Below are 17253 nucleotides of genomic sequence, written 5' to 3'. Positions count from 1 at the left end.
CCTACCGGTCACCGGCCCTGAGCTCGCCGCGGGGGCGTGGCACGAGCATCGAGCCGGCGGACGGACTCCCGCACCGCGCCGTGCAGCATGATCTCGAGATCGCCGACCACGCGGTACGGGTGCTCGACCATGCCGTCCGAGACCCACCGCAGCACCACGGCGAGCACCGCCGAGGTGTAGAAGTCGACCACCAGGACGCGGTCCTGCGTGCGCGCCGGTCCACCGCCGTCCTGGTCCATCACGTCCTCGGTGATGGGCCGCATCTGCCCGAACAGGAAGCGCTCGAGCCCGGATCTGCCCAGCCCGTCGAGCACCCCGAGCGTCGACGAGCGGTTGTCACGCATGTACAGCATCAACCGGACCAGGCCGTCGGCCCAGCCCTCCTCTGAAGCGAACGCGCGGACCCGGCCGGCGACCTCGCTCTCGAACACCCAGACCGCGAGGTGCCGCACGTCGGGGAAGTGGTAGTAGAACGCCTGCCGCGTCAGTCCGCAGTCGCGCGTCAGCTCCGTCACCGTCACCTTGTCGAGCGGCTCGGTCCGTAGCCGGGCCTTGAGCGCGGCCGCCAGGGCGTCGCGTGCACCTGCACGTCGGTGCGTATCGGCGCGTTCGTCGGCCATGGCTCACGGTACCGCCCGACGTCCCTGGACACATCGCGTCAGATGTCTAGTGACGTTCTGTGCCGGGTTTCCTACCGTAGATATCCGGACGGCACGCATGCCGCGGGCCGCGAAAGATATCCGGACGGCACGCACGCCGCGGGCCGCGAAGAGGAGCTTCGATGTTCTTGTTCGAATCCATTCCCTGGTACTCCTGGGTGATGTGGTGCGTCGTCCTGGCCGCCCTCATCGCCCTCAACGAGGTGACGCGCCGCTGGAAGTGGGCCGGTCTCGGCTTCTTCGTGGCGCTGCCTCTCGTCCTGACATTGTTCGTGTGGCCGACGACGGCCGGCGCAGGCTCGTCGACGGGCACCTGGTTCCACTGGGTGAAGGTGTACTCGGCACTCATCGGGTGCCTGGGCTTCATGCTCATCCGGTACGTCCCGCGTTTGGCGAAGAACCGCTGGATGCTGACGTTCCCCGCCCTGATCCTGGCGATCAACATCGGCGAGGCAGTCATTCGCGACTTCGAGGTGGCGGGCCTGCAGGGCATGCACGACGGCGTCTTCATGGTCGGCGGTCCGTGGAACTACATGAACGGCATCGCCGGGATCCTCAACCTGGTCACCATCTGCGGCTGGGCCGGCATCATCGTCTCGCGCGACCGGTCCAAGGACATGATCTGGCCCGACATGATGTGGTTCTGGATCATCGCGTACGACCTGTGGAACTTCGCCTATGTCTACAACTGCGTCGGTGACCACGCCTTCTACGCCGGTGCGGCCCTGCTCATCTCCTGCACCATCCCCGCCTTCTTCATCAAGAAGGGCGCCTGGCTGCAGCACCGCGCCCACACGCTGGCCCTGTGGATGATGTTCACGATGGCGGTCCCGACGTTCGTCACCTCGTCGCAGTTCGCCGTCGAGTCGTCGCACAACCCGACCGCACTGTTCGTCGTGTCGGCCCTGTCGCTCGCGGCCAACATCGCCGTCGCGGCCTACCAGGTGTTCACCATCGTCACGCGGCACCGCAACCCGTTGCGCGACGAGTTGTACACCCACCTGCGCCAGTACCGCGAGGTGCGCGACGCGAACCTCCCGGTCGAGTCGCCGTCGGTCCTGCCCGAGTCCCGGGAGTCGGGCCGACTGGCGACGGTCTGACCGTCGCGCGTCCGGCTCCGGCCGGGCAAGCAGCACACACCACGCGCCGTGGTCGAGCCTGCGGGCTCGGCCACGGCGCCGCTGTCAGGGCCGGCCGGGAAAAGCGACGGTCGGGGGAACCCCTTCCACGACACGCCAGCGGGCAGCGCGCAGAGCGGCTTCGGTGAGCGCGTCGAGCGCGTTTCCGCGCGTCGCCTCACTGCGGGCGCGCTCGACGACGGACCGCCACGCGACCGCCGTGTCGCTCTCGATCTGCACGGCCAGTCGCGCGGCTTCGACGGGGTCGGTCACCGGGAACGGCACGGTGTACCCGGGCGCGGCGGTGGGCGGTGTTACTCCGGCGGACTGGAGTGCGTCGATGGTCGCATCGCGTCGGGCACGGTGCGCGGCGGTGTCGGCGGCGACCTCACCCGAACGGGAGGGGTCCGCGAACGCGGCGACGAGTCCGTACCCGAAGACGGCCGAATGCTCCGCCTCCAGCGCGTCGACAAGGGCTTGTTGCTCGGGCCCGAGCTCCGGGGAACTCACAGCAGAACCTCCGTCTGGACTCCACATGCGGCGCTGATCGAGGAAAGGAGACCGGCTCGGTAGCCGGTGAGCGTGCGAGCGAGGTCCGCCGCGCTGCGCTGCGACCGGACCAGCATTTCCCGCAACTGTTCGATGGTGGGCTGCTCCGCGCCGGGCGCAGAAGTGGTGGACGAGGCACCCGACGTGGTCGTCTCGGCAGTGATTCCCGCCATGCGAGCGACGTCCGCATCCAACGCGTCGGCGTGCGCGGTGCGTTCGTCGGCGATCACGCTCAGCGCGCCCGCCCGATCCGGGTACTGGGCCGTGAGTGCGCGGGCGGTCGCGGCATCCCGCCGCGCGCTTGCTGCCTGCGCCAGCAGCGGATCCGGCTCGGATTCGGTGTCGTCGTCGGAGAGCCCGCATCCGGTGACTCCCAGGACACCGACCCCGCCGATCGTCGCCGAGGACCATCGCAACAGCGCTCGTCGGGACAGGGTGGTACGGGTAACTGACATCGGCACCGCACCATCGTGCCAGCAGACCCCGGTGGCGAACCACGGCGGCCTGGTCACGGCACCTCGATTTGCGCGTTACGCTTGACCCAGCCGGTTCGGATCCGTATCGGCCGGCTGTCCGCTGTGACCACAACTTAACGAGGAGCCCGCCCGCAATGCCTGTGCCGCCCCCGGAACGGATCGTCGAGCTCGTCTCCGATCTTCTCGCCGAAGAGGGATACGACCTCGAAGACGTGGTGGTGACCGCGGCCGGAAAACACAGCACGGTCCGGCTGCTCGTCGACAGCGATGCCGGCCTCAGCCTGGACGAGGCCGCACGACTGAGCCGAGTGGTCTCCGAGGCGTTCGACTCCGTGTCGGACTTCGGGGAGGCGCCCTACATGCTCGAAGTGACCAGTCCGGGTATAGGCCGCCCGCTCGTCCACGATCGGCACTGGCGGCGGGCTCAAGGGCGCAAGGCGAAGATCCAGCTCGCCGACGAGACGATCGTCGCGCGCGTGGGAGAACTGGTCGGTGACGAGATCCGCGTCGTGCTGCCGGATCGTGCCGGTCCGTTCGTGCGCGCTATCCCCTTGAGTGAGATCCGCCACGCATCGGTCGAGGTGGAGTTCGCCAAGCCGAACCCGCGCGAGCTCGAACTGGCCGGGGGGCTCCCGGACGGCAGGGCGGCCGCAGGCGAGATCGCCGAGGTCCTCGGCGACGAAGAAGACGACGAAGAAGAAGACGTGAACGAAACGAGGCTGGACAAGTGAATATCGAGATCGCGGCTCTGCGAATGCTGGAGTCCGAGAAGAACATCCCGTTCGAAGAACTGATCGAGACGCTGGAAACCGCGCTGCTGACGGCGTACCGCCATGTGGACGGTCACCAGCCGCACGCCAGGGTCGCCGTCGACACCAAGACCGGCGCGATCCAGGTGCTCGCCGAGGAACGTGACGAGGACGGCAACGTCGTCGCCGAATGGGACGACACCCCCGAGGACTTCGGCCGCATCGCCGCAACCACCGCGCGCCAGGTCATCATGCAGCGCATTCGCGACGCCGAACACGAGCAGCGGTTCGGCGAGTTCGCCACCCACGAGGGCGAAATCGTCAGCGGTGTCGTCCAGCGCGACTCCCGCGCGAACGCCCGCGGCATGGTGGTGGTCAAGATCGGCGGCGAGACGACCAGCACAGAGGGGCTCATCCCGCCCGCCGAGCAGGTCCCCGGCGAGACGTACGAGCACGGCGACCGCATCAAGTGCTACGTCGTGGGCGTGTCCCGCGGCCAGCGCGGACCGCAGATCACGCTCTCGCGCACGCACCCGAACCTGGTTCGCAAGTTGTTCGCGCTCGAGGTGCCCGAGATCGCCGACGGCTCGGTGGAGATCGTCGCGGTCGCCCGCGAGTCCGGTCACCGGTCGAAGATTGCCGTGCATTCGCTCGTTCCGGGCCTCAACGCGAAGGGTGCGTGCATCGGGCCCATGGGTCAGCGCGTGCGCAACGTGATGCGCGAACTGGGCGAGGAAAAGATCGACATCATCGACTACGACGAGGACCCTGCGAAGTTCGTCGGAAATGCCCTGTCGCCGTCGAAGGTGGTATCGGTCACGGTCGTCGACCCCGAGGCACGCGCCGCGCGCGTCGTGGTGCCCGATTTCCAGTTGTCCCTGGCCATCGGCAAAGAGGGTCAGAATGCCCGCCTGGCAGCACGCCTGACCGGCTGGCGAATCGACATCCGCAGTGACGCCGCACCCGCCACGAACGAGGCTTCCGGTAACGCGCCGACAGGCAGGTAGGCGTGGAATGCGGGATTCTTCGCAAAACAACGGTAGAGTGGTCGATGGTTCAGCATGAACTGCCCTCGGCCCATGGGTCGCGCACCGGCTCGGTGCGTACCTGTATCGGTTGTCGGCAGCGAACGCTGGCTGCCGAGCTGCTGAGGGTCGTGGCACGCGAGCACGAATCACGAATGTTCGTCGTGGTTCCCGACCCCGGGCACAGGCTTACCGGGCGAGGTGCATGGTTGCACCCCACCCCGGAGTGCCTGGGTCAGGCCGTTCGGCGCCGAGCATTCGGCAGAGCACTCAAAGTATCCGGAAACCCGGATACAGCGGCGCTGGATCAGCTGGTCGGGTCCGCGGCGGCGAGCTCACAGAACGTGGCGGAGTCCGGCGATTGTCACCGGACTGCGTGACAGTGAGATCGGCGACGAGGCACCAACAGTGACATCGAACTCTGAGAAGAACAGGTACGAACACTCATGAGCACACCGTGAAGCACCAGCGATGAACGTCCATCGGAGATAACCCGAGGTCGTGCGGGCATTGGCCGGCTCGACCTCATCAGTGAGGAGAGCAGTGGCAGGCAAGGCCCGCGTGCACGAGTTGGCTAAAGAACTCGGTGTCACCAGTAAGGAACTACTCGCACGGCTCAAGGAGCAGGGCGAGTTCGTGAAGTCGGCGTCTTCGACCGTCGAGCCCCCGGTTGCGCGTCGTTTGCGCGAATCGTTCGGCAGCGCGAAGGAAGACGGCGCTACGGCCGGTAAGGCCGCACCCACCCCGGGACCGCGTCCCGGCGGAGGACCCCGTCCGGGTCCGCGCCCGGCAGCACCCGCGCCGGCGGCTGCAGCCCCGGCCCCCGAAACAACACCGGCGGAGACCGCGCCGGCCGAGACCACACCGGCTCCGAGCCCGGCCGCCGGTTCGCGGCCGAAGCCCGGCGCTCCCAAGCCGGTCGCTCCCAAGCCGGCTCCCGCAGCTCCGGCTCCGGCCGCGCAGGCTCCGGCCGCTCCGGCCGCGCAGGCACCGGCCGCTCCGGCTGCCGAGGCTCCGGCTGCGTCGGGTCCCGAAGCAGCGGCACCCGCTGCGGCAGCATCCCCGCAGGCTCCGTCGGCCAAGCCCGGTCCCAAGCCGGCAGGCCCGCGTCCCGGCCCCAAGGCCCCGCGCGTTGGTAACAACCCGTACTCGTCTGCTCCGGCAGAGCGTCCGGCTCCGCGTCCCGGCGGTCCCCGCCCGACTCCCGGCCAGGGTCGTCCCGCCGCAGGTCAGGGCGGTCCCCGCCCGGCTCCCGGCCAGGGTCGTCCCGCCGCAGGTCAGGGCGGACCCCGTCCGGCTCCCGGCCAGGGCGGTCCCCGTCCGGCTCCCGGTCAGGGCGGACCTCGCCCGACGCCGGGTTCGATGCCCCCTCGCCCCAACCCCGGTGCCATGCCGCAGCGGGCTGCACGTCCGGCTCCGGCCGGGCGTCCGGGTCGTCCCGGCGGTGCTCCGGGCGGTCGTCCCGGTGGCGGCGCCGGCGGTGGCGGCGGCTACCGCGGTGGTGGCGCCGGTGGCGGCGCACCCGCAGGAGCAGGCGCTCCCGGTGGCTTCCGTGGTCGTCCCGGCGGCGGTGGCGCCGGCGGTCGTGGCCGTGGCGGCGCAGCCGGTGCGTTCGGTCGCCCCGGTGGTGCTCCGCGTCGTGGTCGCAAGTCGAAGCGGCAGAAGCGGCAGGAATACGATTCGATGCAGGCGCCGTCGGTCGGTGGCGTGCGGTTGCCGCGTGGCAACGGCGAGACCATCCGGCTCGCTCGTGGCGCATCGCTGTCCGACTTCGCCGAGAAGATCGACGCGAACCCCGCTGCACTCGTGCAGGCACTGTTCAACCTCGGTGAGATGGTCACGGCCACTCAGTCCGTGAACGACGAGACCCTCGAGCTGCTCGGCTCGGAGATGAACTACGTCGTGCAGGTCGTCTCCCCCGAAGACGAGGACCGTGAACTGCTCGAGTCGTTCGACATTCAGTACGGCGAGAACGAGGGCGGCGAGGAAGACCTCCAGCAGCGTCCGCCCGTGGTCACCGTCATGGGTCACGTCGACCACGGCAAGACCCGACTGCTCGACACGATCCGTCAGGCCAAGGTCCGCGAGGGCGAGGCCGGCGGCATCACGCAGCACATCGGTGCCTACCAGGTGCTCACACATCTCAACGGTGACGATCGCCTGATCACCTTCATCGACACCCCGGGTCACGAGGCGTTCACCGCCATGCGTGCCCGTGGCGCGAAGTCCACCGACATCGCGATCCTCGTGGTCGCGGCCGACGACGGTGTCATGCCGCAGACGGTGGAAGCGATCAACCACGCCCAGGCGGCCGACGTGCCGATCGTGGTCGCGGTGAACAAGATCGACAAGGAGGGCGCGAACCCGGACAAGATCCGTCAGCAGCTCACCGAGTACGGCCTTGTCACCGAGGAGTACGGCGGCGACACCATGTTCGTCGACATCTCGGCGAAGCAGGGGCTGAACATCGACCAGCTGCTCGAAGCGGTGCTGCTCACGGCAGACGCATCGCTCGATCTGCGGGCCAACCCCGACATGGAGGCGCAGGGCGTCGCCATCGAGGCGCACCTCGACCGCGGTCGCGGTCCGGTCGCCACGGTGCTGGTCCAGCGCGGCACGCTGCGGGTCGGCGACTCCATCGTCGCCGGCGACGCCTACGGTCGCGTCCGGCGAATGGTCGACGAGCACGGCGAGGACGTCCTCGAGGCGCTTCCGTCGCGGCCCGTCCAGGTCATCGGCTTCACGTCGGTGCCCGGCGCCGGCGACAACCTGGTTGTCGTCGACGAGGACCGTATCGCTCGCCAGATCGCCGACCGGCGCAACGCACGCAAGCGCAATGCGCTCGCTGCGAAGAGCCGTAAGCGGATCAGCCTCGAGGATCTCGATGCCGCTCTCAAGGAGCACAACGAGCTCAACCTCATCCTCAAGGGCGACAACTCCGGTACCGTCGAGGCCCTCGAAGAGGCCCTCATGGGTATCGAGATCGACGACGAGGTGCGTCTGCGGGTCATCGACCGCGGTGTCGGTGGCATCACCGAGACCAACGTCAACCTGGCAGCTGCGTCCAACGCGGTGATCATCGGCTTCAACGTCCGCGCCGAAGGCAAGGCGACGGAGCTGGCGAACCGCGAGGGCGTCGACATCCGCTACTACTCGATCATCTACCAGGCGATCGACGAGGTGGAGAAGGCTCTCAAGGGCATGCTCAAGCCGGTCTACGAGGAGGTCGAGCTCGGCCGCGCCGAGATCCGTGCGATCTTCAAGTCGTCGAAGGTCGGCAACATCGCGGGTTGCCTCGTGCAGTCCGGCATCGTCAAGCGCAACGCGAAGGCTCGTCTGCTCCGCGACAACAATGTTGTCGCCGAGACGATCACCATCTCGTCGCTGCGACGCGAGAAGGACGATGTCACCGAGGTCCGCGAGGGCTACGAGTGTGGTTTGACGGTCACCTACTCCGACATCAAGGTCGGCGACGTGATCGAGGCGTACGAGCTTCGCGAGAAGCCGCGCGACTGATATATCCCGCGCCTGTGGCGGCGAACGATTCGTCGTTCGCCGCCACGGGCGTGTCGGGACGACACCACCGACACCGAGGATGCGGATGTACCTGGGAGCGCTCGAGCTGGACATCCTGCTCGGAGATGTGCATTCGCTCAAGGAGAAGCGGTCGTACATCCGGCCGGTCCTCGCCGAATTGCGTCGCTTCGGTGTGTCCGTCGCGGAAACCGGCGAGCACGACCTCTATCGGCGCTCCACCCTGGCTGTGGCGGTGGTCGCACCCGACTTCGCGCACGTGCGCGACATACTGGACACCTGCGAGCGACTGGTCGCACAGCGCCCCGAACTCGACCTGCTGTCCACCAGACGAAGATTGTTCGGTCCGGAGGATTGACCCGGCCGACGGAGATCAAGGCCACCGGCACCGGTGGCCGAGGAGAGGAACGAACGACATGGCCGATCCAGCACGGGCCCGCCGACTCGCCAAGCGCATTGCCACCATCGTGGCCACGGCGATCGGTACCGAGATCAAGGATCCGCGGCTCGAGTTCGTGACGATCACCGACGCGAAGGTCACCGCCGACCTGCACGACGCGACCGTCTACTACACGGTGCGCGGTGCCGACCTCGACACCGAACCTGATGTGGAGGCAGCCGCCGCCGGTCTCGAGAAAGCCAAGGGCGTTCTGCGAACCATGGTCGGTGCGGGCACCGGTGTGCGCTTCACCCCGAGCCTGACCTTCGTTACCGACACCGTGCCGGACACCGCACGGCAGATGGAGGAGCTGCTTGCGCGGGCACGCGCAGCCGACGAGGATGTGGCCCGCGCCCGCGAGGGTGCAGTCCCCGCCGGCGATCCCGATCCGTACAAGGAGCCCCGTGAGCGTGACACCGGTGACGACGCCGAGTAACGAGCCGAGCAGCGAACCGAGGTCCGGTGCTCCTCGCGCGGACGCCACCGCGTCCGCAGTGGGGGCCTCGGTCGACCTGCCGGGCGCAGTGGCCCTGCTCGACGCCGCGGCCACGGTGACGGTGCTGTGCCACGTGCAGCCCGACGCCGACACCCTCGGCAGCGGCCTCGCACTCGGTCTCGCGCTCGAGCGGCGGGGTGTCGCTGTGCAGGTGGCCTTCGCCGCGCCCGCAGAGGTACCGGAGTCGATGCGCTCGCTGCCCGGCGGGCACCTGGTTACGCCCGTCGCGGCGGTGCGCCGGGACGCGGACCTCGTGGTGACGGTCGATTGCGGAACGGCGGGGCGTCTCGGCGACCTGCGTGACCGCCTGGCGGGTGCTGCGCGCACCCTGGTCATCGACCATCACGTGTCCAACACCCGGTTCGGGACCGACAACCTCATCGTGCCGGACGCGGAGGCCACCGCCGTGGTGCTGGCCGACCTGTTCGACGAGTGGGGTGTCGTGCTCGACGCGGACCTCGCACATTGCCTGTACGCCGGGCTCGTGACGGACACCGGTTCGTTTCGCTGGGGCCGGCCTGCGTCGCATCTCCTCGCGGCACGTCTTCTCGCGACCGGCATCGACGGATCCGCGATCACCCGCGGACTCCTCGATACCCACCCCTTCGGATGGTTGCCGATGCTCTCGTCGGTGCTGGCGTCCGCGACCCTGGTGCCCGAGGCGGCGCGGGGCAGGGGACTGGTCTACGCATTCGTTCGTCGCGCCGACTCGGCACACCTCGGTTCGGAGGAGGTCGAGAGCGTGATCGACATCGTGCGGACCACCGCAGAAGCGGAGGTCGCCGCGGTGTTCAAGGAGGTCGGAACCGAAGTGTGGACGGTGTCGCTCCGGTCGAAGACCGCAGTGGATGTATCCGCAGCCGCAACCGACCTCGGCGGTGGCGGCCATGCGTTCGCAGCCGGCTACACCGCGCACGGCACACCGGACTCGGTGGTGGCTGCACTGCGTGGCGTTCTCGGGTGACGACGGAACCCACGGGACACACCGCGACGCCGGAGATCTCCGGCCGTCGCATTCTCGGTCTGGCCCTACCCGCGCTCGGCGTCCTCGCCGCCGAACCGCTGTACCTGCTCTTCGACATCGCTGTGGTGGGACGCCTCGGTGCGTTGCCGCTCGCGGGACTCGCGATCGGCGGGCTCGTCCTGGCCACGGTCAGCACACAGTTGACCTTTCTGTCGTACGGCACCACCGCCCGATCGGCGCGACTCCACGGCGCCCGCCGCCACGACGACGCCGTCGGTGAGGGCGTCCAGGCGACCTGGCTCGCCGTCGGAGTCGGGTTGCTCATTCTGCTGGCCGGGCAGATCCTCGCCGGCCCCGTCTCGCGCCTGATCGCAGGTGACGACGAGATCGCCGCCGAAGCCGTGTCGTGGCTGCGGGTGGCACTGTTCGGAGTGCCTCTGATCCTCATCGGTATGGCCGGCAACGGCTGGATGCGGGGAGTGCAGGACAATTTCCGGCCGCTGCGATACGTGATCGCAGGTCTCGCCCTGTCCGCAGTGTTGTGTCCCGTGCTGGTGCACGGCCTGCTGGGAGCACCGCGATGGGAACTCGTCGGCTCCGCCGTCGCGAACGTGCTCGGCCAGACGGTCTCCGCCACGCTGTTCGTCCTGGCGCTGTTGCGGTCGGGCGTGCCGCTGCGGCCCCGGCCCGAGGTGATCGGCGCCCAGTTACGCCTCGGACGGGATCTGATCGCCCGCAGCCTGGCATTTCAGGCGTGCTTTCTCTCCGCCGCGGCCGTGGCCGCACGGTTCGGCGCCGCAGCGGTCGCCGGTCACCAGGTGGTTCTGCAACTGTGGAATTTCGTGACGCTCGCGCTGGATTCGCTGGCGATCGCGGCGCAGGCGCTCGTCGGTGCGGCGCTCGGCGGCGCCGATCGCCGCGGTGCCACCCGGCTCGCGTGGCGGGTCACCGCGTGGTCCGCGTTGTTCGCTACCGGTCTCGCCGTCGTGTTCCTGCTCGGGCGCACGGTGATTCCGGGCCTGTTCACGTCGGACCTCGCGGTACTCGGTCAGATCGACGTGGCATGGTGGTTCTTCGTCGCGATCATGCCGGTCGCCGGTGTCGTCTTCGCACTCGACGGGGTACTCCTCGGTGCGGGCGATGCGGCGTTCCTGCGTACGGCAACGCTGGTGTCGGCCCTGATCGGGTTCCTGCCGTTCATCTGGTGCTCTCTCGCCTTCGACTGGGGCCTGGCGGGGATCTGGACGGGGCTTACGGTGTTCATCGTGTTGCGGATGCTCGCCGTCGTGGGACGCACGGTCTCGGGTCGATGGGCGGTGACGGGCGCGGACCGGCAGGTCGGCGTGCACAACGAGTCGGGAGGTTAATGCCGGTGGCAGCGAAGCTGTGGGCGATCAGCGATATCCATGTGGGCCATCGAGGCAACCGGCCGGTCACCGAAGACCTGTATCCGGAGTCGCCCGACGACTGGCTGATCGTGGCCGGTGACGTGTCGGAGAAGACGGACGACATCCGCTGGGCTCTGTCGCTGCTGAGCAGCCGGTTCGCGAAGGTCATCTGGGTGCCGGGCAACCACGAATTGTGGACCACCGCGAAGGATCCCGTGCAGATGCACGGGGTGGCCCGCTACGACTACCTCGTCACGATGTGCCGCGAACTCGGCGTGCTCACGCCCGAAGATCCCTATCCGGTCTGGGAAGGCGAGGGGGGACCGGTAGTACTCGTGCCGATGTTCCTGCTGTACGACTACTCGTTCCTGCCCGACGGCACCACCACCAAGGCCGAGGGCCTCACCGTCGCACGCGACCGCAACGTCGTCGCGACCGACGAGTTCCTGTTGCGGCCCGACCCGTATGTCACCCGGGACACGTGGTGCGCGGTGCGGGTGGAACAGACCCGCGCTCGGCTCGACGCGCTCGATCCGGCCCTGCCCACTGTGCTGATCAATCACTTCCCGCTGGTGCGTGAACCCACCCGGATGCTGTTCTACCCCGAGTTCGCCCTGTGGTGCGGGACCACCGAGACGGCCGACTGGCATCTGCGCTACCGCGCGCTGTGCAGCGTCTACGGCCACCTGCACATTCCCCGTACGACGTACTACGACGGGGTCCGCTTCGAAGAGGTGTCGGTCGGCTACCCGAGGGAATGGCAGCGGCGCGGACTGCCCGATCGGCTTCTCCGGCAGATCCTGCCGGTGCCGGACTACCCGCCGGGAAGCCTGAACAAGTGGGGCGGTCACTTCACCGTGACACCCGAGATGGAAGCCGAAGCCGAGAAGATGCGAGCACAACGACAGAGGGAGTTGCGGTGACCGAGCCGTCCGCCGGAGAACAGGTCGAGACACACGCGGCGCTGCTATCGCGCATCGTGCCGGAGGGTGTCGCCGCTGCGGAAATGTTCTCCGACCCGCCGGGACTGCGACCGCATCCGCAGGAGGAACCGCTCGTCGCACGCGCGGTGGACAAGCGCCGGCGGGAGTTCGCCGGTGCCCGGCACTGTGCCCGGCAAGCGATGCGGCACCTCGGTGTCGAACCCGGCCCCATCCTGAGGGGGGAACGGGGGGCTCCGGTGTGGCCGCGTGGGCTCGTGGGCAGTCTCACCCACTGCGACGGGTACCGGGCCGCGGTACTCGGCTACTCGCTGCAGGTGCGGTCGCTGGGGATCGACGCAGAGCCCCACGACGTGCTTCCCGACGGCGTTCTGCCCGCGGTCAGCCTCGAACCGGAGCGGGAATGGCTCGCGTCGGCGGGCGACGACCTGCATTGGGACCGTCTGCTGTTCTGCGCGAAGGAAGCCACCTACAAGGCATGGTTCCCGCTCACCGGCCGGTGGCTCGGGTTCGAGGACGCGCACATCACGTTCGAGCGCGACACCACCTCCGATGCCGTGGCCGGCACTTTCCACTCCCGGATTCTGGTGCCCGGCGACACGCCGGACGGCCCACCGCTGACCGGATTCGACGGACGCTGGCTCGTCGCCGACGGTCTCGTCCTCACCGCGATCACGGTGCGCTGAACGATGACCGACCGAACCCACGAATTCTCCGACAATCCTGCCGTCGCCCGCGCGGGCCTGCTCGTCGTCGACAAACCTGCGGGGATGACCAGCCACGATGTGGTGGCGCGGTGCCGACGCCTGCTCGGCACCCGCAAGGTCGGGCACGCCGGGACTCTCGATCCGATGGCCACGGGTGTGCTCGTGCTGGGCGTCGAGCGGGCCACCAAGCTTCTCGGGCTGTTGTCGCTGACCACCAAGTCTTATACCGCGACGATCCGGCTCGGCCAGAGCACGGTCACCGACGACGCCGAAGGCGACGTCGTGGAGACGTCGGATGCGTCGGCTGTCACGGACGAGCAGATCGCCGCAGTGATGGAGACGCTGACCGGCGACATCGAGCAGATTCCGGCGAGCGTGAGTGCCATCAAGATCGACGGTAAACGCGCCTATGCCCGCATGCGGGAGGGTGAGACCGTCGAGATCCCCGCACGGCCGGTGACGGTGTCGCGGTTCGACGTGCTCGCGCGCCGCGACGACGGTGCCTTCGTCGACCTCGATGTCGAGGTGGACTGCTCGTCGGGAACCTACATTCGCGCCCTCGCCCGTGACCTCGGGGCCACCCTGGGCGTCGGGGGCCACCTGACGGCACTGCGCCGCACCCGGGTGGGCCCGTTCGGCCTCGAACATGCGCGCACCCTCGAGGAACTCGCGGACGATCCCGTGCCGAGTCTCGGCATCGACGAGGCGATCCGCACCGCGTTCGAGTGCCGGACCGTGAGCGACGACGAGGCAGCAGTGCTCGCTAACGGACGCTGGCTCGAACCCGTGGGGATCGAGGGGGTCTACGCGGCGGTGGACGAGCACGGGCGCGCGGCAGCGCTGGTCCAGGAGAAGGGGCGTCGCGCGGCGTCGGTGTTCGTGGTCCGGCCCGCGAACATGTGACGGCTCAGACGAGCCAGACCGCGCCTGCGGCAGGGGTGCCCAGGTCCACGGTGCGGCCCTCGGTGCCGATCCGGATCGATACCGTTCCGGCGAAATCTCGTCGTTCGACCACGCGGATGTCGGTGTCGAGGGCGATGCCGACTTCGTCGAAGTAGCGCAGCATCGCGGGGTCGGCGTCGGAGATGCGGGCGACCCGCCCGTGCTCGCCGTCGGTGAACGTGGTGAGGGGACGGGCGGGCGGCGCCGGGATACGGCCGTCGTGCGACGGGATGGGGTCGCCGTGGGGGTCGCGTTCCGGGTAACCGAGCTTGGCGTCGATTGCGGCGACCATCCGTTCGGACACCGCGTGCTCGAGCACCTCGGCTTCGTCGTGGACTTCGTCCCAGCCGTAGCCGAGTTCCTGGACGAGGAACGTCTCGATGAGGCGGTGCCGCCGCACCATCGAGACGGCAGCGGTCCGGCCTGCGTCGGTGAGCGAGATCGATCCGTAGCGAGCGTGGTCGAGCAGGCCCTGATCGGCCAGGCGCCGTACCGCTTCGGACACGGTCGACGCCGACACTCCGAGTTTCTCGGCAAGCAGTTTGGTGGAGATCTTCTCCCCGGACCACTCCTGGACCGTCCAGATGATCTTCAAATAGTCCTGGGCCACCGAGGACAGGGTCTCGGTCGCGGTGGTCTCGCTCGTGTCCGTCACGCGTTCAGTTTAGGTAACCGGCAGCACGGATTCACCCGCGTCGCCGGCGCCGGTGCGATGCCGGATCGCTTTGGTGATCACTCCGTGGCGCGGCGAGAACAGGTATACGGCCGCGAACACCACTGCCTGCGCCAGCACGACGACACCACCGGTCGCGGCGTCGGTGTAGTAACTCGTGTACACCCCGACGATCGAGGCCACGACCGCGAGGACGGGAGCGATGAGGAGCATCCGCGCGAGGCGATCGGTGAGCAGGTACGCGGTTGCTCCCGGAATGATGAGCATCGCCACGACCAGAATGACGCCGACGGCCTGGATCGCGCTGACGATGGTCACGGCCAGCAGTGCGAGCAGGAGAGCCGACAACCTGCCGGGCGAGATACCCAGGGCGTGCGCCTGCACCCGATCGAACGCGAACAATGTCAGGTCGCGGCGCTTGACGACCAGCACGATCAGCACCACCGCCGCGAGCGCCGACACCTGCCAGACGTCGCTCGAGGCAAGTCCCAGCAGATTGCCGAAAAGTACGTGGTTCAAGTCGATCTGGCTGGGATTCTTCGAGATCAGCACGACACCGAGCGCGAAGAGCGTGGTGAACACGATTCCGATCGCCGCGTCTTCCTTCACACGGCTTGTGCTGCGCACGAGTCCGATCAAGGCGACCGCGATCCCGGCGAACAGCAGGGCACCCAGCGCGAAGGGTGCCCCGACGAGATAGGCGAGCACGACACCGGGCAGGACCGCGTGCGAGACGGCGTCGCCCATGAGCGACCAGCCGATCAGGACGAGCCAGCAGCTGAGCAACGCGCACACCACTGTCGCGGCGACCGCCACGATCAGCGCGCGCTGCATGAATCCGTACTGCAGAGGATCGACAAGGAGATCCACCATCACTGCACCTCTCGCGCGACCGGCGCACTCGCCGGGGACTCGGTGGGGGAAGCGCCGAATGCGAGCGCCAGGTTCTCGGGACGCAACACCTCCTCGGGTGGACCGTGGAGGAGGAGACGTCGTTGCAGCAGCACGGCTTCGTCGCAGAGAACCGGCAGCCCGGTGAGGTCGTGTGTGGCGACGAGGACTGCGCGTCCCGAGGCCGCGAGGTCGCGGATCACCGCTGTCAGTGCCTGTTGCGTCTTCGCGTCCACCCCGGCGAACGGTTCGTCGAGCAGGAGCAGCGGAGCTTCCTGCGCGATCGCGCGCGCCACGAACACGCGTTTGCGCTGACCTCCGGAGAGCTGGCCGATCTGTCGGGTCGCGAAGTCGGTCATGCCGACTCGGTCGAGTGCGGACTCGACCGCCGCGCGGTCCGCCGGCCGCGGCCGGCGCATGAATCCCTGGTGCCCGTAGCGACCGGTCATCACCACTTCCCGCACGCCGATCGGGAAATCCCAGTCGACGGCCTCCGATTGCGGCACATACGCCACTGCGCCGGTCCGGCGCGCGACCACCGTGGATTCGCCCGCGATGGACACGCGCCCCGACACGGGCCGGACCAGACCCATGATCGTCTTGAAGAGGGTCGACTTGCCGGAGCCGTTGGTTCCGACGAGACCGCACACCGTTCCCGGCGACAAGCTCAGGGACACCCGGTCGAGCGCGGTGACGGTGTCGTAGCGGACGGTGACCGTATCGATGTCCAGTGCGGGTGCCGTCATTGTGTCAATCCTGCCGTGATCGTCGAGATGTCGTGCCGCAGCAGGTCCAGGTAGGTCGGGACGGGACCGTCAGGGCCGGACAGCGAATCGACGTAGAGGGTGCCGCCGAATCGCGCCCCTGTGTCTGCCGCGACCTGCTGTTGCGCCTTGTCCGACACGGTCGATTCGCAGAACACGGCGGGGACCCTGTTGTCGCGCACGAAGTCGACGGTCCGGGCGACCTGCTGGGGCGTGCCCTGCTGGTCCGCGTTGACCGGCCACAGGTAGGCCTCTCGCAACCCTGCGTCGCGGGCCAGGTAACTGAACGCGCCCTCGCACGTCACGAGGGCTCGCTGCTCCTCCGGCAGTGCCGAGACACCGGCGATCAGTTCGTCGTGGAGTGCCGCGAGTTCGGCTTTGTACGCGGACGCGTTCGCCGCGAATTCGTCTGCGTGTTCGGGTGCGAGATCGGACAACGCGGCGGCGATGTTGTCGACATAGATCTGTGCGCTCCGCGGTGACATCCACGCGTGCGGATTGGCCTGCCCGGCGTAGCTGTCTCCGGTGATGTACACCGGTTCGACGCCGTCGCTGAGGACGACGTGCGAGGCGTCGGCGTCTTCGAGGAACTGTTCGAACCAGCGCTCGAGCCCGAGTCCGTTGTCCAGGACGAGATCGGCGTCGGCGGCGTTGCGGAGGTCGCTGGGAGTCGGCTCGTAGCCGTGGACCTCGGCGCCCGGCTTCGTGATGGATTCGACGCGCACGTGGTCCCCGGCGACGGCGCGGGTCATGTCGGCGATAACGGTGAACGTGGTCAGGGCGAACGGACGCTCGTCGGCGTCCGTCGGGGAGGCGCAGGCAGCGAGCGTGACGGCGGCTGCCGCCAGAACGGCGGTTTTGACCCATCCAATGGAAATCTTCGGCACCCCGAAATTATGCATTCGGGTGCCGGATGTTGTCCACGTGGGCTCCGGAGC

Annotated in this window: 19 protein-coding genes; 12 read left to right on the top strand and 7 right to left on the bottom strand. The window is 68.5% G+C overall.

Going from position 1 to position 17253, the window contains the following annotated elements:
- Nucleotides 1-8: 8 nt before the first annotated feature.
- Entirely contained in the window at nucleotides 9-620 is a 612-nt protein-coding gene (locus ACFWU2_RS18295) for a TetR/AcrR family transcriptional regulator (RefSeq protein WP_378608969.1), read from the bottom strand.
- A 161-nt stretch (nucleotides 621-781) separates the two neighbouring features.
- Between ACFWU2_RS18295 and ACFWU2_RS18290 the strand changes: the two genes are divergently transcribed.
- Nucleotides 782-1759, top strand: a complete 978-nt coding sequence (locus ACFWU2_RS18290; protein WP_378608966.1) for a DUF5692 family protein — start codon at nucleotides 782-784, stop codon at nucleotides 1757-1759.
- Between the two features lie 84 nt (nucleotides 1760-1843).
- On the opposite strand, the gene ACFWU2_RS18285 is transcribed toward ACFWU2_RS18290, so the two are convergent.
- Nucleotides 1844-2287: a ferritin-like domain-containing protein gene (locus ACFWU2_RS18285; RefSeq protein ID WP_378608963.1), complete on the bottom strand. Its 444-nt coding sequence runs from the start codon at nucleotides 2285-2287 to the stop codon at nucleotides 1844-1846.
- On the bottom strand, nucleotides 2284-2781 hold the full coding sequence (locus ACFWU2_RS18280) for a hypothetical protein (RefSeq protein WP_378608961.1): 498 nt from the start codon (nucleotides 2779-2781) through the stop codon (nucleotides 2284-2286). The genes ACFWU2_RS18285 and ACFWU2_RS18280 overlap by 4 nt, the downstream gene beginning before the upstream one ends.
- A 155-nt stretch (nucleotides 2782-2936) precedes the next feature.
- Here ACFWU2_RS18280 and rimP point away from each other — a divergent pair, with 155 nt between their 5' ends.
- The 11 genes from rimP (at nucleotide 2937) to truB (ending at nucleotide 13948) form a co-directional block, all read left to right on the top strand.
- Entirely contained in the window at nucleotides 2937-3533 is a 597-nt protein-coding gene (rimP, locus tag ACFWU2_RS18275) for a ribosome maturation factor RimP (RefSeq protein ID WP_378608958.1), read from the top strand.
- A complete protein-coding gene (gene nusA, locus ACFWU2_RS18270) occupies nucleotides 3530-4558 on the top strand; it encodes a transcription termination factor NusA (protein WP_378608955.1) in 1029 nt (342 codons plus the stop codon). The genes rimP and nusA overlap by 4 nt, the downstream gene beginning before the upstream one ends.
- A gap of 44 nt (nucleotides 4559-4602) precedes the next feature.
- Nucleotides 4603-4956 carry a YlxR family protein gene (locus ACFWU2_RS18265; RefSeq protein WP_378608952.1) on the top strand — a complete coding sequence of 118 codons (354 nt, stop codon included), beginning with the start codon at nucleotides 4603-4605 and terminating at the stop codon, nucleotides 4954-4956.
- A 163-nt stretch (nucleotides 4957-5119) separates the two neighbouring features.
- Entirely contained in the window at nucleotides 5120-8092 is a 2973-nt protein-coding gene (gene infB, locus ACFWU2_RS18260; protein ID WP_378608950.1) for a translation initiation factor IF-2, read from the top strand.
- Between the two features lie 85 nt (nucleotides 8093-8177).
- Complete coding sequence (locus ACFWU2_RS18255) at nucleotides 8178-8468, top strand: DUF503 domain-containing protein (RefSeq protein WP_169620593.1); 291 nt, start codon at nucleotides 8178-8180, stop codon at nucleotides 8466-8468.
- Nucleotides 8469-8526: 58 nt separating this feature from the next.
- Nucleotides 8527-8985 carry a 30S ribosome-binding factor RbfA gene (gene rbfA, locus ACFWU2_RS18250; RefSeq protein ID WP_169620594.1) on the top strand — a complete coding sequence of 153 codons (459 nt, stop codon included), beginning with the start codon at nucleotides 8527-8529 and terminating at the stop codon, nucleotides 8983-8985.
- A gap of 58 nt (nucleotides 8986-9043) precedes the next feature.
- Complete coding sequence (locus tag ACFWU2_RS18245) at nucleotides 9044-10009, top strand: bifunctional oligoribonuclease/PAP phosphatase NrnA (RefSeq protein WP_378609499.1); 966 nt, start codon at nucleotides 9044-9046, stop codon at nucleotides 10007-10009.
- A complete protein-coding gene (locus tag ACFWU2_RS18240) occupies nucleotides 10006-11376 on the top strand; it encodes an MATE family efflux transporter (RefSeq protein ID WP_378608947.1) in 1371 nt (456 codons plus the stop codon). The genes ACFWU2_RS18245 and ACFWU2_RS18240 overlap by 4 nt, the downstream gene beginning before the upstream one ends.
- Nucleotides 11377-11381: 5 nt before the next feature.
- Nucleotides 11382-12320 (top strand): metallophosphoesterase family protein, encoded by a 939-nt coding sequence (locus tag ACFWU2_RS18235; RefSeq protein WP_378608944.1) that lies wholly within the window; start codon nucleotides 11382-11384, stop codon nucleotides 12318-12320.
- A 41-nt stretch (nucleotides 12321-12361) separates the two neighbouring features.
- On the top strand, nucleotides 12362-13024 hold the full coding sequence (gene npt / locus ACFWU2_RS18230) for a 4'-phosphopantetheinyl transferase Npt (RefSeq protein ID WP_378609496.1): 663 nt from the start codon (nucleotides 12362-12364) through the stop codon (nucleotides 13022-13024).
- Nucleotides 13025-13027: 3 nt separating this feature from the next.
- Entirely contained in the window at nucleotides 13028-13948 is a 921-nt protein-coding gene (gene truB / locus ACFWU2_RS18225; RefSeq protein ID WP_378608922.1) for a tRNA pseudouridine(55) synthase TruB, read from the top strand.
- 4 nt (nucleotides 13949-13952) lie between these two features.
- Here truB and ACFWU2_RS18220 read toward each other — a convergent pair whose 3' ends face one another.
- Genes ACFWU2_RS18220 through ACFWU2_RS18205 form a run of 4 tightly spaced genes read right to left on the bottom strand, consistent with a single transcriptional unit; the run spans nucleotide 13953 to nucleotide 17217 of the window.
- Complete coding sequence (locus tag ACFWU2_RS18220; RefSeq protein WP_378608919.1) at nucleotides 13953-14642, bottom strand: metal-dependent transcriptional regulator; 690 nt, start codon at nucleotides 14640-14642, stop codon at nucleotides 13953-13955.
- 9 nt (nucleotides 14643-14651) lie between these two features.
- Entirely contained in the window at nucleotides 14652-15533 is an 882-nt protein-coding gene (locus ACFWU2_RS18215; RefSeq protein WP_378608916.1) for a metal ABC transporter permease, read from the bottom strand.
- Nucleotides 15533-16297: a metal ABC transporter ATP-binding protein gene (locus ACFWU2_RS18210; RefSeq protein WP_378608913.1), complete on the bottom strand. Its 765-nt coding sequence runs from the start codon at nucleotides 16295-16297 to the stop codon at nucleotides 15533-15535. Before ACFWU2_RS18210 ends, ACFWU2_RS18215 begins: the two co-directional genes overlap by 1 nt.
- Nucleotides 16294-17217: a metal ABC transporter substrate-binding protein gene (locus tag ACFWU2_RS18205; RefSeq protein ID WP_378608910.1), complete on the bottom strand. Its 924-nt coding sequence runs from the start codon at nucleotides 17215-17217 to the stop codon at nucleotides 16294-16296. The genes ACFWU2_RS18210 and ACFWU2_RS18205 overlap by 4 nt, the downstream gene beginning before the upstream one ends.
- Nucleotides 17218-17253: the final 36 nt, after the last annotated feature.

The organism is Rhodococcus sp. NPDC058639 (assembly GCF_042717545.1).
In the GTDB taxonomy this organism is placed as follows: domain Bacteria; phylum Actinomycetota; class Actinomycetes; order Mycobacteriales; family Mycobacteriaceae; genus Rhodococcus.
Note: the sequence above shows the minus strand (reverse complement) of the source record. Positions and strands in the feature narration are given on the sequence as shown.

Bases quoted from the DNA above. Each gene is read 5' to 3' on its own strand.
- ACFWU2_RS18295 (WP_378608969.1), bottom strand. From the start codon at position 620: ATGGCCGACGAACGCGCCGATACGCACCGACGTGCAGGTGCACGCGAC.
- ACFWU2_RS18290 (WP_378608966.1), top strand. From the start codon at position 782: ATGTTCTTGTTCGAATCCATTCCCTGGTACTCCTGGGTGATGTGGTGC.
- ACFWU2_RS18280 (WP_378608961.1), bottom strand. From the start codon at position 2,781: ATGTCAGTTACCCGTACCACCCTGTCCCGACGAGCGCTGTTGCGATGG.
- rimP (WP_378608958.1), top strand. From the start codon at position 2,937: ATGCCTGTGCCGCCCCCGGAACGGATCGTCGAGCTCGTCTCCGATCTT.
- ACFWU2_RS18265 (WP_378608952.1), top strand. From the start codon at position 4,603: ATGGTTCAGCATGAACTGCCCTCGGCCCATGGGTCGCGCACCGGCTCG.
- ACFWU2_RS18255 (WP_169620593.1), top strand. From the start codon at position 8,178: ATGTACCTGGGAGCGCTCGAGCTGGACATCCTGCTCGGAGATGTGCAT.
- rbfA (WP_169620594.1), top strand. From the start codon at position 8,527: ATGGCCGATCCAGCACGGGCCCGCCGACTCGCCAAGCGCATTGCCACC.
- truB (WP_378608922.1), top strand. From the start codon at position 13,028: ATGACCGACCGAACCCACGAATTCTCCGACAATCCTGCCGTCGCCCGC.
- ACFWU2_RS18215 (WP_378608916.1), bottom strand. From the start codon at position 15,533: ATGGTGGATCTCCTTGTCGATCCTCTGCAGTACGGATTCATGCAGCGC.
- ACFWU2_RS18210 (WP_378608913.1), bottom strand. From the start codon at position 16,297: ATGACGGCACCCGCACTGGACATCGATACGGTCACCGTCCGCTACGAC.
- ACFWU2_RS18205 (WP_378608910.1), bottom strand. From the start codon at position 17,217: ATGCATAATTTCGGGGTGCCGAAGATTTCCATTGGATGGGTCAAAACC.